The organism is Pseudonocardia sp. (assembly GCF_050250275.1).
In the GTDB taxonomy this organism is placed as follows: Bacteria; Actinomycetota; Actinomycetes; order Mycobacteriales; family Pseudonocardiaceae; genus Pseudonocardia.
The window spans coordinates 218,266-241,997 of record NZ_JBFWOY010000005.1 but is presented as its reverse complement, the minus strand read 5'-3'; the positions used below and the strand labels follow the sequence as shown (position 1 = coordinate 241,997).

The 23,732-nt window shown below is 73.7% G+C and carries 29 protein-coding genes, 1 tRNA gene and 1 riboswitch; of the genes, 15 read left to right on the top strand and 15 right to left on the bottom strand.

Annotated elements, in window-relative coordinates; translation table 11 throughout:
• Positions 1 to 3: 3 nt before the first annotated feature.
• The 4 genes from AB7F12_RS07730 to AB7F12_RS07715 all read right to left on the bottom strand — a co-directional run bounded on the left by AB7F12_RS07730 (position 4) and on the right by AB7F12_RS07715 (position 2,607).
• On the bottom strand, positions 4 to 642 hold the full coding sequence (locus AB7F12_RS07730) for a TetR/AcrR family transcriptional regulator (RefSeq protein WP_428502467.1): 639 nt from the start codon (positions 640 to 642) through the stop codon (positions 4 to 6).
• Between the two features lie 68 nt (positions 643 to 710).
• Positions 711 to 1,115 (bottom strand): STAS domain-containing protein, encoded by a 405-nt coding sequence (locus tag AB7F12_RS07725; RefSeq protein WP_428502466.1) that lies wholly within the window; start codon positions 1,113 to 1,115, stop codon positions 711 to 713.
• A gap of 319 nt (positions 1,116 to 1,434) precedes the next feature.
• Complete coding sequence (locus tag AB7F12_RS07720; RefSeq protein ID WP_428500802.1) at positions 1,435 to 1,842, bottom strand: VOC family protein; 408 nt, start codon at positions 1,840 to 1,842, stop codon at positions 1,435 to 1,437.
• A gap of 150 nt (positions 1,843 to 1,992) precedes the next feature.
• Positions 1,993 to 2,607: a TIGR03086 family metal-binding protein gene (locus tag AB7F12_RS07715; protein ID WP_428500801.1), complete on the bottom strand. Its 615-nt coding sequence runs from the start codon at positions 2,605 to 2,607 to the stop codon at positions 1,993 to 1,995.
• Positions 2,608 to 2,871: 264 nt separating this feature from the next.
• Here AB7F12_RS07715 and AB7F12_RS07710 point away from each other — a divergent pair, with 264 nt between their 5' ends.
• Positions 2,872 to 3,657, top strand: coding sequence for a hypothetical protein (locus AB7F12_RS07710; RefSeq protein ID WP_428500800.1), 786 nt, complete (start codon positions 2,872 to 2,874; stop codon positions 3,655 to 3,657).
• 13 nt (positions 3,658 to 3,670) lie between these two features.
• Here AB7F12_RS07710 and AB7F12_RS07705 read toward each other — a convergent pair whose 3' ends face one another.
• The 5 genes from AB7F12_RS07705 to AB7F12_RS07685 all read right to left on the bottom strand — a co-directional run bounded on the left by AB7F12_RS07705 (position 3,671) and on the right by AB7F12_RS07685 (position 7,418).
• Entirely contained in the window at positions 3,671 to 4,357 is a 687-nt protein-coding gene (locus tag AB7F12_RS07705; RefSeq protein ID WP_428500799.1) for a response regulator, read from the bottom strand.
• Positions 4,321 to 5,445, bottom strand: coding sequence for a sensor histidine kinase (locus AB7F12_RS07700; protein ID WP_428500798.1), 1,125 nt, complete (start codon positions 5,443 to 5,445; stop codon positions 4,321 to 4,323). The genes AB7F12_RS07705 and AB7F12_RS07700 overlap by 37 nt, the downstream gene beginning before the upstream one ends.
• Positions 5,442 to 5,960, bottom strand: coding sequence for a hypothetical protein (locus AB7F12_RS07695; RefSeq protein ID WP_428500797.1), 519 nt, complete (start codon positions 5,958 to 5,960; stop codon positions 5,442 to 5,444). The genes AB7F12_RS07700 and AB7F12_RS07695 overlap by 4 nt, the downstream gene beginning before the upstream one ends.
• Positions 5,961 to 6,036: 76 nt before the next feature.
• The gene (locus AB7F12_RS07690; RefSeq protein ID WP_428500796.1) at positions 6,037 to 6,639 is read right to left on the bottom strand and encodes a hypothetical protein; all 603 of its coding nucleotides are present in this window, start codon (positions 6,637 to 6,639) and stop codon (positions 6,037 to 6,039) included.
• Positions 6,636 to 7,418, bottom strand: a complete 783-nt coding sequence (locus tag AB7F12_RS07685; RefSeq protein ID WP_428500795.1) for a TetR/AcrR family transcriptional regulator — start codon at positions 7,416 to 7,418, stop codon at positions 6,636 to 6,638. The genes AB7F12_RS07690 and AB7F12_RS07685 overlap by 4 nt, the downstream gene beginning before the upstream one ends.
• Before the next feature lie 86 nt (positions 7,419 to 7,504).
• Between AB7F12_RS07685 and AB7F12_RS07680 the strand changes: the two genes are divergently transcribed.
• Complete coding sequence (locus AB7F12_RS07680) at positions 7,505 to 8,464, top strand: ATP-binding cassette domain-containing protein (RefSeq protein ID WP_428500794.1); 960 nt, start codon at positions 7,505 to 7,507, stop codon at positions 8,462 to 8,464.
• Entirely contained in the window at positions 8,464 to 9,261 is a 798-nt protein-coding gene (locus AB7F12_RS07675) for an ABC transporter permease (protein ID WP_428500793.1), read from the top strand. The genes AB7F12_RS07680 and AB7F12_RS07675 overlap by 1 nt, the downstream gene beginning before the upstream one ends.
• A gap of 33 nt (positions 9,262 to 9,294) precedes the next feature.
• Here the strand turns inward: AB7F12_RS07675 and AB7F12_RS07670 are convergent, their stop codons facing one another.
• Positions 9,295 to 10,044 carry a nucleoside phosphorylase gene (locus AB7F12_RS07670; protein ID WP_428500792.1) on the bottom strand — a complete coding sequence of 250 codons (750 nt, stop codon included), beginning with the start codon at positions 10,042 to 10,044 and terminating at the stop codon, positions 9,295 to 9,297.
• A gap of 109 nt (positions 10,045 to 10,153) precedes the next feature.
• On the opposite strand from AB7F12_RS07670, the gene AB7F12_RS07665 reads away from it, so the two are divergent.
• Positions 10,154 to 10,669: a VOC family protein gene (locus AB7F12_RS07665; protein ID WP_428500791.1), complete on the top strand. Its 516-nt coding sequence runs from the start codon at positions 10,154 to 10,156 to the stop codon at positions 10,667 to 10,669.
• A 411-nt stretch (positions 10,670 to 11,080) separates the two neighbouring features.
• A complete protein-coding gene (locus tag AB7F12_RS07660) occupies positions 11,081 to 11,980 on the top strand; it encodes an LCP family protein (protein WP_428500790.1) in 900 nt (299 codons plus the stop codon).
• 9 nt (positions 11,981 to 11,989) lie between these two features.
• On the opposite strand, the gene AB7F12_RS07655 is transcribed toward AB7F12_RS07660, so the two are convergent.
• Positions 11,990 to 12,946, bottom strand: coding sequence for a Ku protein (locus tag AB7F12_RS07655; protein ID WP_428500789.1), 957 nt, complete (start codon positions 12,944 to 12,946; stop codon positions 11,990 to 11,992).
• A 106-nt stretch (positions 12,947 to 13,052) separates the two neighbouring features.
• On the opposite strand from AB7F12_RS07655, the gene AB7F12_RS07650 reads away from it, so the two are divergent.
• From AB7F12_RS07650 to AB7F12_RS07640, 3 genes are all read left to right on the top strand, one after another.
• Positions 13,053 to 14,000 carry a DNA ligase gene (locus AB7F12_RS07650; protein ID WP_428500803.1) on the top strand — a complete coding sequence of 316 codons (948 nt, stop codon included), beginning with the start codon at positions 13,053 to 13,055 and terminating at the stop codon, positions 13,998 to 14,000.
• 73 nt (positions 14,001 to 14,073) lie between these two features.
• Positions 14,074 to 14,268, top strand: coding sequence for an antitoxin (locus tag AB7F12_RS07645; RefSeq protein WP_428500788.1), 195 nt, complete (start codon positions 14,074 to 14,076; stop codon positions 14,266 to 14,268).
• A gap of 85 nt (positions 14,269 to 14,353) precedes the next feature.
• Positions 14,354 to 14,947, top strand: coding sequence for a putative glycolipid-binding domain-containing protein (locus tag AB7F12_RS07640; RefSeq protein ID WP_428500787.1), 594 nt, complete (start codon positions 14,354 to 14,356; stop codon positions 14,945 to 14,947).
• Positions 14,948 to 14,951: 4 nt separating this feature from the next.
• Here the strand turns inward: AB7F12_RS07640 and AB7F12_RS07635 are convergent, their stop codons facing one another.
• Genes AB7F12_RS07635 through AB7F12_RS07625 form a run of 3 tightly spaced genes read right to left on the bottom strand, consistent with a single transcriptional unit; the run spans position 14,952 to position 18,538 of the window.
• Positions 14,952 to 15,899 (bottom strand): prephenate dehydrogenase, encoded by a 948-nt coding sequence (locus AB7F12_RS07635; protein WP_428500786.1) that lies wholly within the window; start codon positions 15,897 to 15,899, stop codon positions 14,952 to 14,954.
• 23 nt (positions 15,900 to 15,922) lie between these two features.
• Positions 15,923 to 17,266 carry an amidase gene (locus AB7F12_RS07630; RefSeq protein WP_428500785.1) on the bottom strand — a complete coding sequence of 448 codons (1,344 nt, stop codon included), beginning with the start codon at positions 17,264 to 17,266 and terminating at the stop codon, positions 15,923 to 15,925.
• Between the two features lie 51 nt (positions 17,267 to 17,317).
• On the bottom strand, positions 17,318 to 18,538 hold the full coding sequence (locus AB7F12_RS07625) for a M20 metallopeptidase family protein (RefSeq protein WP_428500784.1): 1,221 nt from the start codon (positions 18,536 to 18,538) through the stop codon (positions 17,318 to 17,320).
• Between the two features lie 114 nt (positions 18,539 to 18,652).
• Between AB7F12_RS07625 and AB7F12_RS07620 the strand changes: the two genes are divergently transcribed.
• The 4 genes from AB7F12_RS07620 (at position 18,653) to AB7F12_RS07605 (ending at position 20,236) form a co-directional block, all read left to right on the top strand.
• Positions 18,653 to 19,165 carry a tRNA adenosine deaminase-associated protein gene (locus AB7F12_RS07620; RefSeq protein ID WP_428500783.1) on the top strand — a complete coding sequence of 171 codons (513 nt, stop codon included), beginning with the start codon at positions 18,653 to 18,655 and terminating at the stop codon, positions 19,163 to 19,165.
• A 13-nt stretch (positions 19,166 to 19,178) separates the two neighbouring features.
• Positions 19,179 to 19,640, top strand: coding sequence for a tRNA adenosine(34) deaminase TadA (gene tadA, locus AB7F12_RS07615; RefSeq protein ID WP_428500782.1), 462 nt, complete (start codon positions 19,179 to 19,181; stop codon positions 19,638 to 19,640).
• Between the two features lie 25 nt (positions 19,641 to 19,665).
• Complete coding sequence (locus tag AB7F12_RS07610; protein WP_428500781.1) at positions 19,666 to 20,136, top strand: NUDIX hydrolase; 471 nt, start codon at positions 19,666 to 19,668, stop codon at positions 20,134 to 20,136.
• 10 nt (positions 20,137 to 20,146) lie between these two features.
• Positions 20,147 to 20,236: transfer RNA gene (locus AB7F12_RS07605), tRNA-Ser, on the top strand.
• A 174-nt stretch (positions 20,237 to 20,410) separates the two neighbouring features.
• On the opposite strand, the gene AB7F12_RS07600 is transcribed toward AB7F12_RS07605, so the two are convergent.
• The gene (locus AB7F12_RS07600; RefSeq protein WP_428500780.1) at positions 20,411 to 20,725 is read right to left on the bottom strand and encodes a DMT family transporter; all 315 of its coding nucleotides are present in this window, start codon (positions 20,723 to 20,725) and stop codon (positions 20,411 to 20,413) included.
• Positions 20,726 to 20,739: 14 nt separating this feature from the next.
• A riboswitch (guanidine-III (ykkC-III) riboswitch) is annotated at positions 20,740 to 20,805 on the bottom strand.
• Positions 20,806 to 20,894: 89 nt separating this feature from the next.
• Here AB7F12_RS07600 and AB7F12_RS07595 point away from each other — a divergent pair.
• From AB7F12_RS07595 to AB7F12_RS07585, 3 genes are all read left to right on the top strand, one after another.
• A complete protein-coding gene (locus AB7F12_RS07595; protein ID WP_428500779.1) occupies positions 20,895 to 21,524 on the top strand; it encodes a rhodanese-like domain-containing protein in 630 nt (209 codons plus the stop codon).
• A gap of 132 nt (positions 21,525 to 21,656) precedes the next feature.
• Entirely contained in the window at positions 21,657 to 23,033 is a 1,377-nt protein-coding gene (locus tag AB7F12_RS07590) for a multidrug effflux MFS transporter (protein ID WP_428500778.1), read from the top strand.
• Between the two features lie 107 nt (positions 23,034 to 23,140).
• Complete coding sequence (locus tag AB7F12_RS07585) at positions 23,141 to 23,725, top strand: hypothetical protein (RefSeq protein ID WP_428500777.1); 585 nt, start codon at positions 23,141 to 23,143, stop codon at positions 23,723 to 23,725.
• Positions 23,726 to 23,732: the final 7 nt, after the last annotated feature.

Sequence of the window (23,732 nt, the reverse complement as noted above, 5' to 3'; positions counted from 1 at the left end):
TTCTCAGACCTCGATCGTTCGGGCGTGGTGGTCCGCGGCCGGGGTGCCGGCCGGGTGCGGGGTGCGCATGCCGTCGAGGACGACCGCGACGATCTCGTCGGGTGTCATCGGCACACCGTCGGAGATGCGTGGGTGCGTGGCGGAGAACGTGAGCAGGCGCAGCACGCGGGCGAACTCGGCGGCGGGGACGCGCAGCGTGTCGGCGTCGGGCCCGACGATCTCGGCGATCGCCGCGCGGAACGCGTCGTTCATGTGTTCGTGGCGGCGCTTGTGCTCGTCGGTGGGTTCCGGCGGCTGCTGCAGCCCGAGGGCGCCGATGAGGCCGAACGCGCCGCGCAGCCGTTCCTGGAGCACGACGACGGTCGCGACGAGGCGTTGCCGCAGTGGCAGGGTGCGGTCGACGGCGGCGAGCGCATCGAGGGTGTCCTGGGGGTCGAATCCCTTCTCCAGGACCGCGCGCATGAGCGCGTCCTTGTCCGGGAAGACGCGGAAGATCGTGCCCTCGGCCACGCCGGCGGCCTCGGCGATCTGCCGGGTGCTGACGGCGGGTCCGTCCCGCAGCACGAGCGGCAGCGTCGCCGCGACGATCGCCGCGCGGCGATCGTGGGGCGCCATGCGGCTGGCGCGGCCGGGTCTCGTCACGGCGCCGGACACTAATTGAGTGGCGACTCATTAACAAACGAGTTCGCGTGCGGCGGAATGTGCGCCGGTCAGGCGGTCGCGACCGCCAGGTGTCGGCGTGGCTTCTCGGGCTGCGTCGCCGTCAGCTCCGTGGCCCCGACGACCGGCAGCCGGTCGAGCATGCCGTCGACGTCGTGGGGCAGCAGGGTGCGGCGACCGTCCAGGCCGGTCACGCACAGCCCGACACCGGCCGAGCCGGCCCGGCCGTGGGCCCGGCGCAGCGCGTCCACCCCGTCGGTGTCGAACGACCGGATCTGGGCGAGGTCGATGACGAGCGCCCGTGGCCCCGCGGGCCGTGGCGTGTGCGCGATCAGCTTGTCGACGAGCCCGACCAGCCGTCCCCCGGTACGTGCGCTCAGCTCTCCCGCGGCCCGCACGACGTGTCCGCGCGGCGACCGCTCGACGGCGAGCTGGATCTCGAACGTCGAGTGCATTCCTCCCCCGTCTCGGGTGACCGCCCCCGATGGCGGTCTCCCGGGGCATCGTCGCCCGCTCGGGTGAACGCCTCGACGCTAGGAAGTGAGCGGCGGGCGCACGAGGGTCGAAGGTCCCGCCGTCGGCCCGGATCCGCCCTGCGGCGGATCCGGGCCGGACGAGCCCGCGGACCTGCGACGACGGCGCGGGTGCGAGGCCGGTGGTCCCGCACCCACACCCCCCGGTTGCGCCGCAGGTCCCGAGTCCCGTGCGGTGCCGCACGATTGCGGAGACTGTACCGCGTTCCGCGGCGTGATCAGTGTCGACTCGCGTCCCGGTTCAGCCCGCGGGCGGGCGCTGCTGCACGCCCCAGCCGTTCCCGTCCGGGTCGGCGAAGAAGCAGAACGAGTTCCACGGGCCGCCCTGGCCGGGCGCCCATTCCCCGGTCTCGGTGACGTGGCGGACCTCGGTGACGTCGACCCCGCGTTCGACCAGGTGGGCGTGCGCGGCCTCGATGTCGGCGACGACGAGCTGCAGACCCTTCACCGACCCGGGTTCCGACTCGGTCAGGCCGGTGCCGAACGTCACCGAGCAGGCCGACCCCGGCGGGGTGACCTGCACGATGTGCGTGCCCTCCCGCACCTCGTGGTCGACGTCGAGGGAGAAGCCGAGCTGGTCGGTGTAGAACTTCCGGCTGCGGGCGACGTCGGCCACCGGCAGCACGATGACCTCCAGCTTCCAGTCCATGACGGTCCCTCCTGGTCCGGCGCCACCACGTGCGGCACACACAGTGAAAACGTCGGCGGGGCCCGGAACTCATCTGTGAGTCTCGGATCCGGTGCTCCGCAACACCTGCTGCGCGGCCCCGCGGGAGAGCTCCCGGGGGGCGGCGCGCGCTCAGCGCGGCGTGAAGTGCGGGTCGCGACCGGCCGCCCCGAGCAGGCGGTCCTGCAGCGGTGCGTCGCCCGGCACCGGAACCACCGGCCCGAACACGACGATCCCGGGCCCGAACGCCTCGGGCGTGCGCATCATCTCCGGCATCGTCGACATCGTCGGCCACAGGCGTTCGACCTCCGCGGGGTCGATCGTGTCATCCTGGCCGGTCGCCCGCGCGAGGTCCCAGCGGTGCAGCACCATGTCGGTGCTCACCACGGCGTCGACGTGGCCGGCGGCGGTGGCGCGACCCATCGGGGTGTCGACGGGACGCCCGGCGACCTCCGGGTCCGCGAGCATCGACTCGACGTCGGCGCGGGCGGCGAGGAACGCGGCGAGCGGGTCGTCGTCGACGCTGGGGGCGGGGCTGAGCGCGCGGCCGACCGGCTTGAGCACCGCCTGGTGCATGTCGACGACGTGCCCGACGACGTCCCGCGCCGTCCACTCTGCACACGGCGACGGATCGGCCCACCGGTCGGGGGACACCGCGGCGACCGTGGCGCCGAACGCCTCGGCACGCCGCCGGAAGCGGGCGACGATGCCGTCGAGGGTGTCCGCGCCGTCGTCCGCCTCGCTCACGTCGTCCTCCGATTCACCTGGTGTGCGCCGACGGGCATCGTGTCACCGGCGGCGGCGCCGGGGAACAGTCGAAGGGCATGCCGCCGGCCGGAGTCTGCTGAGGACGGAGGATCCGACCGGCGCGGCGGCCCTGCCCGTGCCCTCCCGGCGTGTCCGGCGCGCCCCGCGCGTGGCCGTGCCGCCGCCGTCGCCGCGGTCTCGGGCACCATGGTCGTGACGGCCCCGTCCCGCGGGCCGCTGCGCCGAGACGATCCGGGAGCACGAGTGCGGAAGGGCCCGGCGGTCCTGCTGGTCGTCGTCCTGGTGATCGTCGCCGCGATCGGGGTCGTCGTCTGGCGGGCCGTGAACAAGCCGAAGCCGGGCTGCGTGGTCTCGGGCGAGCGGGAGATCACGCTGTCGGTCGAGCAGGCCGAGTACGCCGCCACCATCGCGGCCGTCGGCTACGCGGAGGGCCTGCCCGAGCACGCGGTGACGGTCGCGCTGGCCACCGCCCTGCAGGAGTCCGGGCTGCGCAACCTCGACGGCGGCGACCGCGACTCCGCCGGCCTGTTCCAGCAGCGGCCCAGCCAGGGCTGGGGCACCCACGCGCAGGTCACCGATCCGGTCTACGCGGCGACGGCGTTCTACCGGGTGCTGCGCGAGCAGCCCGACTGGCAGGACATCAGCCTCACCGAGGCCGCGCAGGTGGTGCAGCGTTCGGCCTTCCCCGAGGCGTACGCGCAGTGGGAGCCGCAGGCCCGGTCGATCGCGATGGCGCTGACGGGCCAGTCGGCGGCGGCGTTGCGATGCCGCGACGTGCCGCTGCAGGTTCCCGGCGACGACGTCGCGACGGTCGCGGCCCGCGAGCTCGGCACCGCGAAGCTCTCGGGGCCGCAGCCGCAGCAGCGGGGCTGGGCGATCGCGTCGTGGCTGGTCGCGCACTCGGCCCGGTTCGGGCTCGACACCGTGACCTACGACGGCCGGAGCTGGACCGCGGACTCGGGACAGTGGACGTCCACGGGCACCCCCGACGGGCAGCTGTCCCTGCGCCGGGCCACGAGCGCCCAGTGACCGGTGCCGACGGTCAGTCGGCGAGGCCGTGCCGGTAGGCGTAGGTGACGGCCTGGGCGCGGTCGCGCAGCCCGGCCTTGGCGAACAGGTGGTTGACGTGCGTCTTGACCGTCGCCTCACCGACGACGAGCCGGCGCGCGATCTCCCGGTTGGACAGCCCCTGCGCGATGAGTGACAGGACCTCGGCCTCGCGGGGGGTGAGCCCGTCGGGCAGCGGGTCGGAGGTCGCCGCGGCGGGCGCCGGGCCGGTGGCCACCAGCTTCGCGAGGGCGGCGGCGTCGATCGTGCTGTGCCCGTCGGCCGCCGAGCGCAGGGCCCGGCCGATGGCCTCGGCGTCGGCGTCCTTCGAGAGCCAGCCCGCCGCGCCGGCCCGCAGGGCGGCGACGATCGCGTCGTCGTCGACGTAGGTGGTGAGCACGACGACGGCCGTGCCGGGGTGGGCCTCGCGGACGCGGCGGGTGGCGGTGACGCCGTCGCAGCCGGGCATCCGCAGGTCGGTGAGGAGCACGTCGGGCCGGTGCGCGTCGACGAGCGCGACGGCCTCGTCGCCGTCGGCGGCCGCACCGACGACCGTGATCCCCGGCAACAGCCCGAGCAGTGTGGCGAGCCCGTCGCGGACGATGCGCTGGTCGTCGGCGAGGACGATGCGCAGGTCGGCACCCGTCACGCCGGCTGCGGCACCGTCAGCGTCACCCGCCATCCGTCCTCCGTCGGTCCCGCGTCGAGGTGGGCACCGACGAGCGCGGCACGCTCGCCCATCCCGACCAGACCGTAGCCCCCGGGCGTGGCGGCCGGCGGCGGCGCACCGGCGACGTCACGGACGTCGAGCACCGTGGCGGCGCCGTCCGCGGAGGGGGAGCGGAACAGGTGGACCCGCACGGGTGCGTCGGGGGCGTGCTTGCGCGCGTTGGTCAGCGCCTCCTGCGCGGTCCGCAGCACGGTCTCGCGTACCTGCGGCGGGAGCAGCCCGACGTCGTCGGCCTCCAGGGTGGCGAGCGGGTGCTCGTCGACGAGCGCCTGCAGGCCCTCGCGCAGGTCGACGGGTTCGGTGCGCAGCGCGTGCACGGCGCGGCGGGCCTCGGTGAGCCCCTCGACGGCGAGCCGGTGCGCGCGTTCGATCTGGGCGACGGTGTCGTCGGGGGCGCCGTCGCGGCGCAGCATCAGCTTCGCCCCCTGCAGCTGGACGGCGAGTGCGGACAGGGAGTGGGCGAGGACGTCGTGCACGTCGCGGGCGATGCGGGCACGCTCGGCGAGGGCGGCGGCGCGGGCGTGCTCCTCCGTGGCTCGGGCCTCGGCGGCCAGCGCCACCTCGCGTTCCTCCGCGCGGCGGCGGGCGGTGCGCTGCGCCGTCCCGATGAGCAGCACGCTGACGAGCGACAACACCACGACGCCGATCGACAGCACCGGCTCCTGCTGCCACATCGCGACGGCCAGCGCGGCGGCTGTCGCGCCGAGGACGCCGAGTGCCCACGGCAGCGGCAGTCGCCTACCCGCGGCGGCGACCGCGACATAGCAGAACGCGATCGGGATCGACCAGCGTCCGATGTCGGCGACGAGCAGCGCACCACCGGCGGCGACGGCGGCGATCCCCGCGGCGTGCAGCCCGGGCGGGCGGGCCGGTCGGATCGCCATGACCGTCCAGCCGGCGATCACCAGCAGGCTGCCCACGATCGACAGTGCGGACACCCCGATGCGGGGCGGTCCGACGACCGCCCCGCCCAGGATGATCGGGAGCCAGACCATGGTCGTGATCCGGCGGACCGGACCGGGTCTGGGGTCGAGGATCACCGGCCGAGTGTCGCGCGCGGACGGGTGCCGCCGCGACGGGAGTCCGCCTGCAGCGGCCGCCCGTCGTGACGGATCCGCTGCCGCAGTACCAGGCCCTGCACGCCCAGGCTGATCCCGAACGACAGCGCGATCGTCGACGTCGCGAGTGCGGCCGTGGCGCCGCCGATGCTGTGCGCGAGCAGCTCGACGCCGACACGCATTCCGATGGAGATCACCCAGAGCACGAGCGCCGGGGCGCCGCCGCGCAGGTAGAGGAAGCCGTCGCGGGTCTCCAGCGAGACCGCGCGGCCCCGGAGCCAACCGAGGACGACGGTGAGGACCAGCTCGGCCCCGATGAGCGCGCCGCCGGCGGCGGTGATCGTGGGATGGGCCTGCACGACCGTGTAGAGGCCGAGGGCGACCAGGACCAGCGGCAGCCAGGTGAGCTTGGTCCGGCTCGCGTACTGGCCGAGGACCTGGCGGTAGACGATCCAGGCCAGGACGAGGATCGCGATGAGGATCTGCTCGATGTTCACGATGTCGAGCCTGCTCGCGGACGCCGCCCATGGCGCCGACCCACGGGTGGAGCCCGGGTGGATCCCGGGTGGAGGCCTAGTCGCGGCGCCGGATCAGCGTCGTCACCTGCACGACCGAGGGGCCGGGTGGGGTGGAACCGAACCCGAACCGCACGGGCGGGGCGACGGGGGTGAGTTCGCCCTGGCCGGCGCCGTCCCAGCGGATGTCGGCGGCGCTCACCCGGCGCATGTCGCGGGCACAGTAGAACTCCTCGCGGCCGCCGCCCGCGCTGCCGCGGGTCCGCACCCCGGGCAGCACCCGCCGCGCGACGACGTCGATCGCCGACACCCAGGGGATCGACGTAGCGACGCGGGTCGGGACGGCGGCGAGCAGGAGGCCGAGGGCTGCTCGGCGGCCGGTGCGGAACGTCGCCTCCAGCGGTCCGGCGCGCACGGTCCAGCGGGGCCCGTCGACGGCCGCGAACACCGGCAGGATCCGCACCTCGTCGAAGGTGTACGTCGCGGAGACGAACTCGGCCACGGCCGGTGTCGGCGCGAGCAACAGCCGGTGGCCGTCGGGTTGTTCGGCCATGACGTCGGTGAAGGCGCCCAACGGGGAGCGTTCCCAGTGGCCCACGACGATGCGCAGTCCCGCGGCCGTGCCCAGGCCGGCGATGTGGCCGTCGAACCGGTCGATCACGTGTCCCCGTCCCTCAGGCGTTCGACGCCGTCGAGCAGCAGTCGCAGTCCGAATTCCCAGGCCTCGTCGGGGTACTCCTGGTCGAAGCCACCGTTCTCCCAGATGCGGGTCATCGTCGGGAAGCGTTCCGGGGAGTAGTAGGTGCCCCAGAAGCTGGACCGGGACTCCCAGTAGTCGTCGTAGCCGACGCCGGTGCGGGTGGAGAGGCTCGTGTCGGTCACGGCGGAGCGGGCGGCGCCGAAGACGTGGGACTCCACGAGCCCGGCGACCCTGCTGATCGTCGCCTCGGTCAGCCCGGTGAGCGCGACGGCGCGGTAAAGGTCCTCCTGCGCGTCGAGGACGTGCGGGCCCATCGGCATCCGCCAGAGGTTGGACCGGATCAGCCAGGGGTTGGCCTGGTACATCCGCCAGGCCTCACGTGCGTGGAACTCGACCTGCGCGCGCCACGGGAGGTCGGGGTCGGGCAGGGCCCGGCCGGCCCAGGCGCGGTCGATCATCAGCTCGAACAGTTCGTCCTTGCCGGGGACGTAGGTGTAGAGGCTCATGGCGCCGACGCCGAGGTGCTGGGCGACCTTGCGCATCGACAGCTCGTCGACGCCGTGTGCGGCGGCGACCTCGATCGCACCCGTGACGACCCGGTCGAGGGTGAGCCGTTGCCGGGGGCCGCGCGTCGGTGGCGGGGGTGGGTCCCAGAGCAGCCGGATCATGGCGCGGCCCTCGGCCGTGCCCCACTCGCCCGGATCGTCGGCGGCGGGCTCGCTCGCGCCTTGTTCGTCCATTTCGCGGCCTTCCTGGCGAGACTGTCTCCGTACGGTGTACTGTATCGCCCGCAGACGCAGTACGCCGTACGGAATGCGGAGGACGGATGATCTACACCGAGTCGCTCGCCAGGACGTTCACGGTGGGCAAGGAGAGGATCGAGGCGGTGCGCGGTATCGACCTCGACGTGGCCGAGGGCGAGCTGGTCGCCTTCCTCGGCCCCAACGGCGCCGGGAAGTCGACGACGCTGCGGATGCTCACCAGCCTGCTGCCGCCCACCTCGGGCTCCGCGACCGTCGCGGGGGTCGACGTGGTGGCCCGGCCGGCCGAGGTCCGCAGGCGCATCGGCTACATCGGTCAGAAGGACGGCGCGGGCCACAACCACCGGGTCTGGGACGAGCTGCTCATGCAGGGCCGCTTCTACGGGATGAGCAAGGCCGCCGCGGCCGAGAGCGGTGAGGAACTCCTGCGCACGCTCGACCTCGAGGCGCTGCGCATGCGCAAGGTCAGCTCGCTCTCGGGCGGGCAGAAGCGCCGCCTCGACATCGCGCTCGGCCTGATCCACGCGCCGGGCCTGCTGTTCCTCGACGAGCCGTCCACCGGGATGGACCCGCAGAACCGGGCCAACCTGTGGGAGCACATCACGCGGATCCGGGAGCAGCGCGGCACCACGATCGTGCTCACCACGCACTACCTCGACGAGGCCGACGCGATGGCCGAGCGGGTCGTGATCATCGACCACGGCACGATCATCGCCGACGACACCGCGGAGACCCTCAAGGCCAAGCAGGCGGGCGACCGGCTGACCGTCATCGTCCGCCCCGCCGACGCGGCGGCCGCGCGCACCCTGCTCGGCACCGAGGGCAGCGAGCTGGACTCCTCGCCGAGCGAGGACGGCACCGCCCTCTCGATCCGCGTCGACGCCGCCTCGCACGCCATGCCCGGCGTCCTCGCCCGGCTGCGCGAGGCAGGTGTCGACGTCGTCGCCGCGGCCGCCCGCCGCCCCACCCTCGACGACGTGTTCCTCAACCTCACCGGTCGCTCGCTGCGCGAAGGAGAGTCCTGATGGCGGTCCTGACAGCTCCCGCACCGGCGCGGACCAACGTGGTCACCGACGTCGGACACGTCTGGTGGCGCGAGACGTTGACGATCCTGCGCGACCCGTTCTCGCTGATCTTCTCGCTGCTCCAGCCCCTGGTCTTCCTGGGGCTGTTCGGGCCCCTGCTCTCCGGCCTCGCCGGCGACGGTGAGCTGTTCGGCGGGTCGTCGCTGCAGTGGTTCCTGCCCGGCGTCGTCGTCATGATCACGATGTTCGGCACGTCGATGACCGGCTCGACGCTGCAGTTCGAGATCATGACCGGCGCGTTCGAGCGCATCCTCGCGACGCCGCTGTCGCGGTCGGCGCTCATGATCGGACGGGCGCTCAAGGAGCTGACGCCGCTGGTCGTGCAGGCGGCGATCATCACGCTCGTCGCGATCCCGTTCGGGTTCGTGCTGTACCCGCTGCACGTGCTGGTGGGGCTGCTGATCCTGGGGGTCTTCGGGGTCGGTGTCGGGGCGCTGTCCTATGCGCTGGCGATCGCGGCCCGCAAGACCGAGTGGATCTTCTGGGCGGTGCAGCAGTCGTTGCTGTTCCCGCTGCTGATCCTGTCCGGGATGATGCTGCCGCTCGAGACCGGTCCGGGCTGGATGCAGGTCGTGGCGAAGTTCAACCCGCTCACCTACATCGTCGACGCGGAGCGGATCCTGTTCGCCGGCTCGTTCGGCGACGTGAAGATCCTCTGGGGTCTGGTCGCGGCCCTGGTGACCGCGGCGATCGGCCTGTGGGTCGGCATCCGGTCGATCCGCAAGGCCACGATCTGAACGAGCCGGCGAGTGGCGATGGTCGCCACGACCTCACAGGTCCAGTGCCGCCCGCGCCGCGACCGACGTCAGCCCGGCACGGGCCTCGCGGGCCGTGGTCCAGCCGCGGGCGTCCCACTCCGGGCCGGCCAGGGAGTCGGCGGCCAGCAGGACCTGGGCGAATCGGATGCCGCGGAAGCGGGCGACCGCGATGAACGCCGACGCCTCCATGTCGACGGTCACGCATCCCTCCCCGCGCCGTCGCTCCACCCGCGCGCGGGTCTCGCGGTAGACGGCGTCGGTGGTCCAGGTACGGCCGGTGACGTGGGGCAACCCCGCGGCGTCGAGCGTCCGTCGCAGGACCTCGACGCCGTGGCGGTCGGCGTCGACGACCCGGCCGGGACGCAGGTAGTGCGCCGACGTGCCCTCGTCGCGCAGCGCACTGTCGACGACGACCGCGTGCCCCATCACCAGGTCCGGCACGAGCACCCCGGCCCCGCCGACGGCGACGACCCGTCGTGCGCCCATCGCGATCACCTCTTCGAGGGTCATCGCTGCGAGCGGGGCGCCGATCCCGGGATGGACGACGGCCACCGGACTCCCGCCGACGTCGATCTCCCACACCACGGACTCGCGTTCCGACGACAGCCGCGCGATCCGCCTCGCCCCGGACCCGACGAACGCGGCCACGACCTCCGGGAAGAAGCACAGCACCGCGGCCTCGGGCAGCCGGGCGCGGCGGGCGTGCAGCGACGGGTCGAGGACGCCGGCCTCGGCGAGGTCGTCCTCGTGCAGGGGGTCCACGGGTCGATCATGCACACACTCACTCGAACGTGTTCCACGTGGAACCACGGCGGCCGTACGGTGGGTTCCCCGGGGTGCCGCCGGGGGACCTCGAGGAAGGGAGCCGACCGTGCCACAGCCCGCCGGAGCCGAGCTGGACGCCGTCCGCGAGCGGCGGAGGCAGCTGCGCGACAAGTACCTGCGCCCCGCGGCCGACCGGTCGCCGACGACCGTGCGCGGCGTGCACCATCTCGCGCTGGTCTGTCGCGACGTCGAGCAGACCATCCGCTTCTACCAGGACACCCTCGGGTTCCCGCTGGTCGAGCTCGTCGAGAACCGGGACTACGCCGGCTCCAGCCACTTCTTCTTCGACATCGGCAACGGCAACCTGCTGGGCTTCTTCGACTTCCCCGGCCACGACCACCGCGACTACGAGGAGACCATCGGCGCCGTCCAGCACCTGGCGCTGTCGACGTCGCCCGAGGAGTTCGACGCCGCCAAGGCCCGGCTCGAGGCCGAGGGCATCGACTATCTCGGGCCCGACCGCGGCGTCGACAACAGCCTCTACATCCGCGACCCCAACGGCGTCGGCATCGAGTTCTACCGCGAGGAGCTCGGGAAGTTCGAGGGCGAGCCGCTGCTCTAGCCGTCCGGCGGTACCCGGGGGCTGCCCCTACCGCCCCGTCCGCCCGGTCCGTGGCACTCTGGTCCGAGGCCTGCCGGGCCGCACGGAGCACGCGTCGACGGGGTGAGAGCACGTATGGACGGTGGGTACCAGGGGCCGACCCGTCCCGTCGGTCGGGGCGGCCCACCGCCGGCCCCGCAACGTCGCGGTCCCGCCCAGGGGCCGGGCTGGGGACAGCCGCAGCGGCCGCGGCCGGCCGGGCTGCCGCCCGGGGCGCGTCGGCCGCCGCCTGCGCGCACGTCGGTCCTGCCGACGACGCCCGCCGGTGACCGGCCGCCCGCCCGGTTCGACCCGCCGCGCAGCGCGCCGCCCCGGGCCACGAGGCCGCCCCGCAGAGGGCGGTGGCGTCGCCGCGTCCTGGCGTTCGTCGCCGTGCTGCTCCTGCTGGTCATCGGCTTCGGTGTCTACCTCGACGTCAACCTCCAGCGTGTCGACGCCCTCCCCGCCGACAGCGCCGTCAGCTCCGAGGGAACCAACTGGCTGATCGTCGGCTCCGACAGCCGCGCCGGCCTGTCCGACGAACAGCAGCAGGAGCTGGCGACGGGCGGTGACGTCGGCCAGCGCACCGACACGATCATGCTGCTGCACAGCGGCAGCTCCGGGCCCGTGCTCGTGAGCATCCCGCGCGACTCCTACGTCCCCATCGAGGGCCACGGCAGCGGGAAGATCAACGCCTCCTACTCCCTCGGCGGCCCGCAGCTGCTGATCAAGACCGTCGAGGCGGCCACCGGCTTGCACATCGACCACTACGCCGAGATCGGCTTCGGCGGGTTCGTGGGCGCCGTCGACGCGGTGGGCGGCGTCGACATGTGCATCCCCCAGGCGATCAAGGACCCCAAGGCGGGCCTCGACATCAAGGCCGGCTGCCAGGAGCTCGACGGCGGCACCGCGCTCGGCTACGTCCGCACCCGCGCCACGGCCGGTTCGGACTTCGACCGCGTCGCCCGGCAGCGCGCGTTCCTGTCCGCGCTGATCAGCAAGGCCACGAGCCCGGCGACGCTGCTCAACCCGTTCCGCATCGTGCCGCTCGGCAGCGCCATGACCGGGACGATCACCGTCGACAGCTCCGACCACATCTGGAACCTGGCCGGCCTGGGCCTGTCGATGCGCGGGGTGTCGGGCGGCGACGGCGTCGCCACCACCGTGCCGGTCGGCGGCACACCGACGATCGGCGGCGAGTCCGTCGTCCGCTGGGACAGGACGCGCGCCCAGGCGCTCTTCGGGGCGCTCGCCAAGGACCAGGCACCGCCGAAGAACGCCCTCGGGCCGTAGGAGCCGCCTCTAGGCGGGCTTGCGGGTGCGCCGGCGCGGCGCCACGGCCTCCTCGTCGTCCTTCGGGGAGTCCTTCTTCGTGGTGCGTCGGCGCGGTTTCGGCTTCTCGGCCTTCTCCTCGGCTCTCTCCTCGGTCTTGTCCTCGGCGGGCTCGTCCGCGGCCTTCTCCGGCGGCTTGGCCGACGTCCCGCGGGCCGCCTCGACGCTGCGCTGCAACGCCGTCAGCAGGTCGGTCATGCTGTCGCCGTCGTCCGCGGGCTTCTCGGGCGCCGGGGCGGGGCGGCTGTCGCCGGTGGTCCGCTTGCGCTCGATCAGGTCGGCGACGGCGTCGCGGTAGTCGTCGTGGAAGTCCGACGGCTCGAAGTCGGCACCCAGGCTCTCCACCAGCGACGCCGCCATCTGCAGCTCCTGGGGCCGCAGCTCCACCTCGACGTCGAGGATGTCGAACTCGGGCTCGCGCACCTCGTCGGGCCACAGCATCGTCTGCAGCACGATCGCCTTGCCGCGCACCCGCAGCAACGCCAACGTCTCCCGCTGCCGCAACGCCACCTTGACCACGGCCATCCGGTCGGTGTCGGTCAGCGCCTCGCGGAGCAGGGCGTAGGGCTTGGCGGCCTTCGTCTCCGGCTCCAGGTAGTAGCTCTTGTCGAACAACAGCGGGTCGATCTGGTCGGACGGCACGAACTCGATGACGTCGATCTCATGGCCCGTCGCGACCGGCAACGAGTCGAGATCTCCCTCGTCGAGGGTGATCAGCTCGCCGTCCTCGGTCTCGTAGCCCTTGACGATGTCGGCGTACTCGACCTCCTCGCCGTCGATGGAGCACGTCCGCTTGTAGCGGATGCGGCCACCGTCCGGGGCGTGCACCTGATGGAACCGGATGTCGTGGTTGGTCGTCGCGGAGTACAGCTTGACGGGCACGCTGACCAGCCCGAACGAGACCGCACCGCTCCACATCGCTCGCATGGCGCTCTGCCACCCAGCCTTCCCGTCTGCTGTCCGGTACGCGCCCGACCCGCCCCGTACGGCGCAGCGTGACGACTTCTGGTGACAGCATGGCGGCGTGCAGCCCATGCTCGCCACCCCCGGCGCGCTCCCGACCGGCCCCGGATGGGTGTTCGAGGTCAAGTGGGACGGCATGCGGCTGCTCGCCGACGTCCGCGACGGCGCGGTGCGGCTGCACACCCGCAGCGGCCGCGACGTCACCGGCAGCTTCCCCGAGCTCGCAGGCCTCGACGCCGTCGCGCCCGACCTGCTCCTCGACGGAGAGGTCGTCATCGTCGACCGCGGCGTCCCCAGCTTCGCCGCGCTCGCCGAGCGCATCCACGGCCCCGTCAGCGCGGCGCGCGCGGCGGCCCGGCCCGTCACCTTCATGACCTTCGACGTGCTGCGCCTCTACGGCGTCGACCTCACCGAGCGACCCCTCGACGAACGTCGCGCCACCCTCGAACGCCTCGACCTCTCCGGCGTGGCTGCGCTGTCGCTGTCGCCGTCCTACGCCGACGGGGCGGCGCTGCTCGCCGCGACGGCCGAACAGGGCATGGAGGGTGTCGTCGCGAAACGGGCCGACAGTCCCTACGTCCCCGGCCGGGGCGGCTCCTGGATCGAGGTCACCCATCGCACGACGACGGCGTGCCTGATCGCCGGCCGCCGCGCCGAACGGTCGACGCCGTCGCGGATCGCGGCGCTGCTGGTCGGGCTGCCCGGACCCGACGGGCTGCGCTTCACCGGCCGCGTCACCGCGGGCCTCGCCGGTGACGCCGTGCAGCGCGTCCTGCACGGCGCCCTCGACGGCCTGACCCGCATCGCCCCTCCGTTCGGGGAGGACGTCCCGCGCGTCGACAGCGCCGGGGCGCAGTGGTGCGAGCCCGTCGTCGTCGCCGACATCGCCCACGCAGGCTGGTCCGACGACGGCCGGATGGTGCGGCCCGAGTTCCGCGGCCTGCGTGACGACCTCGGGCCGGACGACCTCGATCCGGCCCCCGGCACCCGCCCCCGGGCCCGGCCCGGCGGCGGTTGAGCCCACCGGGTGCTGACACCCGATCGTGTCACGGGCCAGGATGTCTCCCGACAGCTCGAGAAGGGGGCTCAACATGGTGGACTTCGACGCACTCAAGGGCAAGGCCGAGGAACTGCTCAACGAGCACGGCGACAAGATCGAGGACGGCGCCGAGAAGCTCGGGGAGATCGTCAAGGACAAGTTCGGCCACGACGACCAGGTCGACATGGTCGTCGGGAAGATCAAGGACTTCGTGCCCGATCCCGAACAGCCCGCGCCCGGTCGATGACCAGGCGTGATGACGTGACGGCCGCCGCTCCTGCCGGGTTCCCCTCGGCGGGAGCGGGTGGCCTCCACCGGCTACCGTGTCAACGATGAGCGGCATGGTGACGTGGCAGGCCGAGGACGAGGTCGGTCTGGAAGGTGCCCGGGTCCTCATCGGGCAGACCGGGTTCCGCGCCCTCGGCCGGGTCGTGCGCACCGGCCCGAACCGTGAGCTCACCGCGTCGTACCGGCTGACGGTCAACGAGGACCGGGTCGTGGAGCGGCTGTCGGTCACGGCGGCGACGGCCGACCGGGAACGGCATCTGACGATGAACCGCACCGAGGACGGCTACTGGCTGCTCGACGACGGCTCCGGCAGCACCCGGTCCGACTTCGGCGGCGCGGTGGACGTCGACCTCGAACGCAGCCCGCTGTTCAACACGCTGCCGATCCGCAGGCTGAACCTGCACCGGGAAGCGGGGGAGCACGTCATCCCGGTGCTGTTCGTGTCGTTGCCGTCGTTGTCGGTGGAGCTGGTCGACCGGCGTTACCGGACGGTCTCGGTGTCCGACGGGACGTCACCCGCCGTGGTGAACTGCAGCTCGGGCGACTTCAGCGCCGATCTCACCGTCGACGCCGACGGCATCGTGGCGCACTACCCGGGGCTGGCGCGGCGCGTCGGGGCGATCGAGCCGGTGGCCTGACGGGTCAGTCGGCCCAGCCGACGACCACGTCGCCGCGCCGGCCGAGTTCCCGCAGTTCGGGAAGGACACCGGCGCGCAGCGTCACCCGCTCGGTGAGCGGTTCCCGGGTCGCCGACCAGCGTTGCCGCGCGAGGTAACCGGCGTTGACGGTGGCGGCGAGCCCGCCCGTCGACGCGAGCGCCCCGCGCATCGCGCCCAGCCGGCCGAGCGCCTCGTCGACGGCGGCGAGCAGGGCGTCGCGGTTGCCCTCGCACATCGCGAGCACCAGCTCGGGGCGGGTGCCGGCGACGCGGGTGCCGTCGGCGAACGAGCTGGCCGACAGCGCGAGCGGGAGGTCGTCGTCGGGTTCCCCGGCGCCGACGGCGGCGAGGACCGCGGCGAGCAGGTGCGGCAGGTGGCTGATCCGGGCGACCGCGAGGTCGTGCTCGTCGGCCGCCGCCGGAACGACGTGTGCACCGCACGCCCAGGCCAGCTCGGCGACGTCGGCCCACACGGAGAGGTCGGCACCGTCGTCGGAGACGACCACCCAGGGGGCGCCTGTGAACAGCGCGGCGGTGCCGGCCGCCCAGCCCGACTCGGCGGTCCCGGCCATGGGGTGGCCGCCGACGTAGCGGGCCATCGGCGCCCAGCGGGCGACCTCGTCGGCGACCGCGACCTTGACGCTCACCGCGTCGGTCAGCCGCACCGTCGGCGCGACCGCACCGACCCGGCGCAGCACGTCGGGAAGTGCGGGCAGCGGAGTCGCGAGCACGACGAGCGCGTCGGCCTCGACGGCCCGGCGCAGGGCGGCGTCGAGGTCGGTGGTGACGTCGTAGCCGTCGGTGCGGGCCTGTTCGGCCGTGCCCTCCGACGCGCTCGTGCCCCACACGGTCCGCCCGGCCTTGTCGGCGGCCCGGATCAGGGAGCCGCCGATCAGCCCGGTCCCGACGACGCACAGCGCACGCTCACCCATGCGGCGGAACGGTACGCGGGGGCTCAGGAACGCTCGATCGCGGCCGCCACCCGCAGCACGCCGCGCTCCTCCAGTCGCACGCCGACGATCTGGACCCCCACGGGCAGGCCCGCGAACTGCCCGGACGTGGCGGGCGACGGGCCGGGGACCGACACCGCGGGCCAGCCGGTCACGTTGAACGGCAGCGTCAGTTCCAGCAGGCCCATCCGGACGGGAGCGGTCCTGCCGTCGATCTGCACGGTCGTGGCGTGCAACGGGGTGGCGGGCTGGCGCGTCGTCGCCAGCACGAGGACGTCGACGGAGTCGCACGCCTGCCGCAGCGCGGTGGTGAGCCGCAGCCGGGCGCGCTGCGCGTCGACGTACTCGGACGCGGTGATGTGGTCGTTCGGCTCCAGCCGCTCCAGCGTGGCGGGCTGGTAGTCGCCGCGGCGCGTCTTGAGCCAGGCGCGGTGCGTCGCGTAGGCCTCGGCGTTGCAGACGTCGAAGTAGATCTTGGCGAACCGGTCGACCATGGGCGTCGCGATCTCGGTGACCTGGGCGCCCTGCTTCTCCAGCAGCGCCACCGCCTCGGTCACGTTGGTGCGCGTGCCGGGATCGGCCGCCTGCCAGTACGGGTCGGTGAGGACGCCGACCCGCACACCCGACACGCCGGGCGGCTGGATGCCGCCACCGGTCCCGCCGGAGCGGCTCAGCACGTCCCAGGCGACGCTCGCCGAATGCGTGTCGCCCGCGAGCAGCCCGACGTGGTCGTAGGTGTCCGACAGCGGGAACACGCCTTCCTTGGGCAGCACCCCACGCGTCGGCTTGAGGCCGACGACCCCGCACAGCGCGGCGGGCGTGCGGACGCTCGCACCCGTGTCGGTCCCGACCGTCAACGCCAGGTGGCCTGCCGCGACGGCGGCCGCCGGACCCGACGACGACCCGCCGGTGATGCGCGTCGGGTCGTGCGGGTTGAGCGCCGGCCCGGACGCCGACGTGTCGCCGGTGGGCCCGTAGGCGAACTCCTGGGTGTGCAGCTTCGCGACCACGATCGCGCCGGCCTCGCGCAGCCGCGTCACGATCGCGGCGTCGGCGGCGGCGGGCGGGGAGTCGGCCATCACGTCGGACCCGCAGAGCGTCTGCAGGCCGGCCACGTCGATCAGGTCCTTCACCCCGACGGCGAGGCCGTGCAGCGGGCCGCGCCACTCGCCCCTCGCGATCTCGGCGGTGGCCGTGGCGGCGTCGGCGGTCGCGCGTTCCTCGTCGAGGGTGACCACCGAGTTCGTGGTGTCGCCGCGCAGCCGCTCCAGCGTGTCGCGCAGGTGCTCGGTCGGGGAGAGCTCGCCGGATCGCAGGGCGAGCGACAGGTCACGGATCGAGAGGGCCACCGCGCAAGCTTGCCGCCTCCGGCGACGCGACCCGAGTGCGGGTAGCAGGGGTCACGCCGGGGCCAGGGCCTCCAGCGCGAGGCCGGCGTAGAGCGCGACGCCCGTGGCCATCGCAGCCTCGTCGAACACCACCCGGTTCGAGTGGTTCGACGCCGCCTCGGACGGGTCCGTCCCCGGCGGGCAGGCCCCCAGGAACGCCAGCGCGCCCGGCACCTCGCGCAGCACGTAGGAGAAGTCCTCGGCGCCCATGATCGGGTCCGGCATCTCGACGGTCCGCCGCACCCCGACGAGTCGCCTGCCCAGGTCCGACACCTGCGCCGCAGCCTGCTGGTCGTTCGCCGTCACCGGGTAGCCCGAGCCGATCCGCACCTGCGCCTCGCAGCCGTAGGCCATCGCGGTGTGCCGGCACACCCGCTGGACCTCCTCGTGCAGCAGCCGGCGGACGGGCTCGGACATCGTGCGCAGCGTGCCCTCCATCTCGGCCGTCTCCGGGATGACGTTGTTGGTCGTGCCCGCCGTGATCCGCGCGATCGTCAGCACCGCCGGCTGGTGGGTGTCGACGCGGCGGGTCAGCATCGTCTGCAACGCCCCCACCATGGCCGCCGCGGCGGGCACCGGGTCGACTGCGTCGTGCGGTGCCGACGCGTGCCCACCACGCCCGGTGACCGTCACGTACAGGGTGTCGGCCGCCGCCATGATCGGTCCCGGCCGTGTGTGCACCTCGCCGCTGGGCACGGTCGCGCTCACGTGCAGCGCGAACGCCGACTCCGGCATCCCCGCCGGACCGCCGGGCGTCAGCAGCCCCTCGTCGATCATGTGCCGGGCGCCGTGGAAGCCCTCCTCGCCCGGCTGGAACATGAACAGCACGCGACCCGCCAGCTCGTCGCGCGACTCCGCCAGCAGCCGCGCCGCCGACGCCAGCATCGCGACGTGGACGTCGTGCCCGCACGCGTGCATCACCCCGTCCACCGTCGAGGAGAAGTCGAGCCCTGAGTCCTCGTGCAGCGGCAGCGCATCCATGTCGCCGCGCAGCAGCACCGTCGGCCCCGGCCGCGCACCCTCCAGCACCGCGACGACCGACGACACCGCCCGCCCCAGGTGGACGCGCACGGGGAGATCGGCCAGCGCGCCCAGCACCGCTTCCTGGGTCCGCGGCAGCCGCAACCCGATCTCGGGCCGGCGGTGCAGTGCACGACGCAACGACACGGTCCGCGGCTGCACGGCACGGGCACGCCGGTGCAGCTCGGCGAGACGCGCGTCGGCGGAGGACATGCACCGATCCTCGCACTGCTGGGACCTGATCGGGTGCACTTCCACCGGGTGACGGAACGGCGAAGATATGGCTGTGGCGTGGACCACACAGGGTGACGGGCCTACCGTAGAGGCATGGCGGTGCAGAGCGTCCAGTCGCGCGACGACACGCGTGACCAGGCACTGCCCGGATACGCGGTCGCCGCGATCCGGGAGGAGGGCCGCTGGCGCTGCGCCCGGCTCGACCCTGCCGCCCTCGTCGACCTGGACGCCGCGATCACCGAGCTGCGCGCCCAGCGCTCCACGGGCGCCGTCGTCGGCCTCCTCGACGTCGACGACGAGTTCTTCGTCCTGCTGCGCCCCGCCCCCGGCGGGGTGTCGCTGCTGGTGTCCGACGCCGTCGCGGCCCTCGACTACGACGTCGCCGCCGACGTCCTCGACCTGCTGCGGATCGACCTGCCCGCCGAGGGCGAGGACGCGCTGTGGCCCGAGGGCGACCTCGGCATCCTCTCCGACCTCGGCCTCCCGGCCGAGGAGCTCGAGGTCCTCGTCGGTGAGCTCGAGCTCTACCCCGACGAGCAGCTCGCCGCCATCGCGCGACGCTGCGGCTTCGCCGACGCGCTCGACGAGGTCGTCGGCGGCCGCTGAGCGCTGCCCGACCGTGGTTCCCGCCGCTCACGACGAACACCTCGTCCGCCGCGCCCTGGACGTCGCCCGGGGCGCGCTCGCGACCGGTGACGTCCCCATCGGCGCGATCGTCGTCGACGCCTCCGGCGCGGAGGTCGCCGCGGCCTGCAACGCCCGCGAGGCCCTCGGCGATCCCACCGCCCACGCCGAGGTCCTCGCCCTGCGCGCCGCCGCCGCGGCCGTGGGGGAGTGGCGGCTGGAACAGTGCACCCTCGTCGTGACGCTGGAGCCCTGCACCATGTGCGCCGGCGCGATCTGGCTCTCCCGCGTCCCCCGCGTCGTGTTCGGGGCGTGGGAGCCCAGGACCGGCGCCGTCGGGTCCCTGTGGGACGTCCTGCGGGACCGCCGGCTCAACCACCGCCCCGAGGTCGTCGCCGGGGTCCTCGCCGACGAGTGCGCGGCGCTGCTGCAGGAGTTCTTCGCCGACCGACGCTGAGCCGGCCCGTCGATAGGGTTGTGGCGTGCCCGCCTCCCGTGTGCAGCGAGTGGCTGCCTACGTCGTCTGTGTCGAGGACGGGCAGGTGCTGCTCAGCAGGCTGACGCCCCGTTTCGGGTCGCGCTGGACCCTTCCCGGCGGCGGCGTCGAACACACCGAGCATCCCGCCGATGCCGCCGTCCGCGAGGCCGCCGAGGAGTCCGGGCTCGAGGTCCGCATCGACGGCCTGCTCACCGTCGACTCGCTCCACCTCGTCCGCGACCACATCACCGGCGCCGAGATGGACCACCACGCGATCCGCATCGTCTACGCCGGCACCGTCGTCGGCGGAACGCTGCGCAACGAGGTCGACGGCTCCAGCGATACCGCCGCCTGGGTGCCCGTCGCCGCCCTCGACGGCCTCGACCAGGTCAGCCTCGTCAAGATCGGTATGGACGCCTGGCGTGCCGCGGGACCAGACCTCCCCGGCGCCGGAGTCGTGGAGGGGGCCGGGTAAGCTCGTCGGCGGTAGCGTGTCCGAGCGGCCGAAGGAGCACGCCTCGAAAGCGTGTGAGGGTTCACGCCCTCCGTGGGTTCAAATCCCACCGCTACCGCCAGCCTGATCAGGCGAAACGCCGGGCCTCCCGCACAGGGGGTGCCCGGCGTTCTGCTGTTCCACCCCACCGCACACCTTCCGGCTGCGCCGCACGGGTGGCAGGGGGTGCGGCGCGCACGGAACGTGCGCGGCGACGGGTGACGCCACCTCCACGGTGGCGCGGCGCGCCCGGGTGTCAGCTCGCCAGCTTGAGGCCGACGACGCCGCCGACGATCGCGGCGAGGCACAGGAGCCGGACGGTCGTCGCCGGCTCCCCGAGGACGACCATGCCGTAGAGGGCGGTACCGACGGCGCCGATCCCGACCCAGACGACGTAGGCGGTTCCGATGGGCAGTGTCCGCAGTGCCCAGGCCAGCCCGGCCATGCTCGCGATGAGCGCGACGCCGAACACGACCGACGGCAGCGGCCTGCTGAAGCCTTCGGAGCGGGCGAGCGCTGCGGCCCACACGGTCTCCAGGACGCCCGACACGATGAGCACGATCCACGCCATGACATACCTCCCCGGGGGCGCCGTCTTGTCGTTCCGGGTACGACGCGCTCGTCCGGGGTGGCCGCGGAGGGCGGCTCCGGCTCCAGGTTAGCAACTCCCGCCATCTGGACCGTGGCGACGAACCAGCCGCGTAATGTACGGTCATTCCGGTCGGCAGGGAGGGGGCGTCATGGCGCAGCGCACGCTCAGCCTCGTCCGGTCCACGGTGGCCGGGCTGTCCGTGATGACGCTCGCCGACGCGGCCCGCGCGCAGCACGTCGGCGCGTTCGTGCTCGACGTCAGGGGGCCCGACGCGTTCGCCGCCGGCCATCTGCCGGGCTCGGTGAACATCGCCGCCGACGATCCGGCCGGCTTCGAGGAGCTCCGCGACGCGCTGCTCCCGTCGGGTGTCGACGTCGTCGTGGTGGGCCCCGCCGAGGCAGCGGCCCGCGCCCTGGAGCTGCTCGCCGGGCACGCACCTGTCCTCGGCCACCTCGCCGATCCGGGTGCCGCCGCGGCCTCACGCCGCGTCCCGACCCTCGACCGGGCGGGCGCGCAGCAGGTCGTGGACGTCCGCTGCGGTGGTCGCGTCGTCGGTGGAGCGATCCGGATCCCGGTGGCCGACGTGCTGGGGCGGTTGGCCGAACTGCGCCCCGATGTCACGACGGCCGTGCTGGACGGCGACGGCCGGGCGTCGTCGGCGGTGGCGTCGCTGTTGCGCGCCTGTGGTTTCCGCGACGTGACCGAGGTCGTCGAGACGCTCGACCGTCCGGTTCGGGCGGTGTCGCGCCCCCGGTTGCGCCTGCTCGCCAGCGCCTGACGTCCGCCCGCACCCTGGCGTGTGAGCCAGATCTCCACCCACCGCGTGGTCCGAAACAGACGACTGTGCCAAGGTTATTGCTTGCGGTGCACTAAATAATTGGCCCGGCCGTCCGGGCGGACGGGCGGTGTCGTGACCACACAATCCGGGCGCGCCACCACACCCGCCGACGACCCCGACCACTCCGGCGCCGCACTGCTCTCGACGCGCCAGCTGCGCCGCATCCTGCCCGCGGCGGTCATGTTCACGTGGCTCGGGCCGTTCGCCATGGACGCCTACAGCCCGGCGTTCCCCGCCATCCAGGCGGAGTTCGGCACCTCCGCCGGCCTGGTCCAGGCCACACTCGCGACGACACTGATCGGCCTGTCGATCGGGCAGCTGATCGTGGGACCGCTCAGCGACCGGTTCGGCCGCCGGCGCCCACTCGCCGTCGGGCTCCTCGGGTACGTCGCCGCGTCGGTGCTGTGCTCGTTCGCATGGTCGATCGAGGTGCTGATCGGCGCCCGGTTCCTGCAGGGCCTGTCGGCCGCCGCCGGCATCGCCGTGGCCCGTGCCGTCGCCCGCGATGTCCACTCCGGCCCACAGCTCGCCCGCTTCTACTCACTGCTCGCCGCGGCTACCGCGCTCGCCCCGATGCTCGCGCCGATCTTCGGCGCCGGGCTGCTCGAAGCCGGCCTGACCTGGCGCTACATCTTCGGGCTGACCCTGCTGCTCGGCGTCGTGGGGCTCGGGCTCGTCTCGTTCGCCCTGCCCGAGACCCATCCCGACCGCATCGGTGGCCGCACCCCGCCGACCCGCGCCGAACGCGCGCGCCGCGCCACCGTCGACGGGCCCGCCCTCACACTGTGGAGCCTGCTACGGCGCCGCCACGTCGTCGTCAGCGCGCTGGTGCTGGGCTTCGTCGGCGCCGCGATGATCGCCCACCTCGCCGGGCTGTCGTTCTTCCTGCAGACCGAGCGCGGGCTCAGCCCCGCCGGCTACAGCATCGTCTTCGCGGCCGACGCCGTCGGCATGGTCCTGGCCAACCACGTCAACCGGTTCCTGCTGCGCCGGTTCACCGCGCAGCGACTGCTCTCGGTCGCCGTGCCCGCGATGCTGACGATCGCCCTCGTGTTCGCCGTCCTGCTCCGCTTCGACGCCCCGCTGCCCGCGGTGCTCCCCGCACTGTTCGCGCTCGTCAGCTGCTGGGGCTTCGTGATGCCCAACGCGATCGCCGTCGGCATGTCGGTCGAGCGGCACGCCGCCGGACGCGCGTCGGCCGTGCTCGGCGTCGCCCAGTTCGGGTTCTCCGCCGTCAGCGCGCCGCTCGTCGGCATCGTGCCGCCCGCATTCGGGGCCCCGCCCATGGCGACCGTGATCGTCGTCTGCCTCGCCACCGCGTTCGCCGTCCAGCTCCTCGCCCGGATCCGGCTCCCGCGCCGCCCCCGCACGGAGTCACCGTCCGTCACGGCGCCGGCGCGCTCCGCCGACCACGCCGGCTGCGAGCACGCCTGCCGCGCGGCGGGATGACCCGGCCTACCGCTCGCTGACGGAGTTCTTACCGTCCGTTGGCCTGCGACGCAGGTGAAATCCGTAGCCTCGCGGTCGACCCGGCGGACGAGGTGAGGAGGCCCGCGATGACTGCCAGGACGGCCACCCTCGCGGGGCGTGCCGCCGGGGTCGTCCTCGCACTCGTCGTCTGGTCGTTCACACACGCGGTGACGCACCTCGCGATCGCCCACGCCGACGCCGGGGGCGCCGTCCTGCCCGCGACGGCCGCCGCCCGGGCGGCGCTCGGCGCCGCGGCGCTCACCCTCGTCGCGTTCGTCGCCGCACTCGCCGGCCGCCCGGGCGGGGGCGTCCGGACCCGGACCGCGTCGCTGGTCGCCCCCCTCGCGTTCGTCGGCGCCGAGTTCGCGACGCACATCGGCAGCGAGCACGCCGCCCCGCCGCTGGCCCTGCTCGGGGTCGCGCTCGGGGTGAACGCGCTGGTCGGCGTGGTCTACCAGCAGCTCTGGTCCGTCGGCCGCGGCCGCACCGGTCGCATCCTCGCGCTCCTCGCCGGGATACCTGCGGCGCCGACCCCGCTGGGGCCGACCCGCACGGCGTTCCGCCGGGCCCTGGCCGTCGCGAGCCGCCCGGGCAGCGTCACCAGCAGAGGCCCCCCGCACCCGGCGAATGCCCCGTCCCCGCTCCCCACCATGCGACCGGTACCTGCCTGACGGCGTG

Bases quoted from the DNA above. Each gene is read 5' to 3' on its own strand.
- AB7F12_RS07725 (WP_428502466.1), bottom strand. From the start codon at position 1,115: ATGCACTCGACGTTCGAGATCCAGCTCGCCGTCGAGCGGTCGCCGCGC.
- AB7F12_RS07720 (WP_428500802.1), bottom strand. From the start codon at position 1,842: ATGGACTGGAAGCTGGAGGTCATCGTGCTGCCGGTGGCCGACGTCGCC.
- AB7F12_RS07705 (WP_428500799.1), bottom strand. From the start codon at position 4,357: ATGGCGGGTGACGCTGACGGTGCCGCAGCCGGCGTGACGGGTGCCGAC.
- AB7F12_RS07685 (WP_428500795.1), bottom strand. From the start codon at position 7,418: ATGGACGAACAAGGCGCGAGCGAGCCCGCCGCCGACGATCCGGGCGAG.
- AB7F12_RS07680 (WP_428500794.1), top strand. From the start codon at position 7,505: ATGATCTACACCGAGTCGCTCGCCAGGACGTTCACGGTGGGCAAGGAG.
- AB7F12_RS07675 (WP_428500793.1), top strand. From the start codon at position 8,464: ATGGCGGTCCTGACAGCTCCCGCACCGGCGCGGACCAACGTGGTCACC.
- AB7F12_RS07655 (WP_428500789.1), bottom strand. From the start codon at position 12,946: ATGCGAGCGATGTGGAGCGGTGCGGTCTCGTTCGGGCTGGTCAGCGTG.
- AB7F12_RS07650 (WP_428500803.1), top strand. From the start codon at position 13,053: ATGCTCGCCACCCCCGGCGCGCTCCCGACCGGCCCCGGATGGGTGTTC.
- AB7F12_RS07645 (WP_428500788.1), top strand. From the start codon at position 14,074: ATGGTGGACTTCGACGCACTCAAGGGCAAGGCCGAGGAACTGCTCAAC.
- AB7F12_RS07640 (WP_428500787.1), top strand. From the start codon at position 14,354: ATGAGCGGCATGGTGACGTGGCAGGCCGAGGACGAGGTCGGTCTGGAA.
- AB7F12_RS07635 (WP_428500786.1), bottom strand. From the start codon at position 15,899: ATGGGTGAGCGTGCGCTGTGCGTCGTCGGGACCGGGCTGATCGGCGGC.
- AB7F12_RS07625 (WP_428500784.1), bottom strand. From the start codon at position 18,538: ATGTCCTCCGCCGACGCGCGTCTCGCCGAGCTGCACCGGCGTGCCCGT.
- AB7F12_RS07620 (WP_428500783.1), top strand. From the start codon at position 18,653: ATGGCGGTGCAGAGCGTCCAGTCGCGCGACGACACGCGTGACCAGGCA.
- AB7F12_RS07600 (WP_428500780.1), bottom strand. From the start codon at position 20,725: ATGGCGTGGATCGTGCTCATCGTGTCGGGCGTCCTGGAGACCGTGTGG.
- AB7F12_RS07595 (WP_428500779.1), top strand. From the start codon at position 20,895: ATGGCGCAGCGCACGCTCAGCCTCGTCCGGTCCACGGTGGCCGGGCTG.
- AB7F12_RS07585 (WP_428500777.1), top strand. From the start codon at position 23,141: ATGACTGCCAGGACGGCCACCCTCGCGGGGCGTGCCGCCGGGGTCGTC.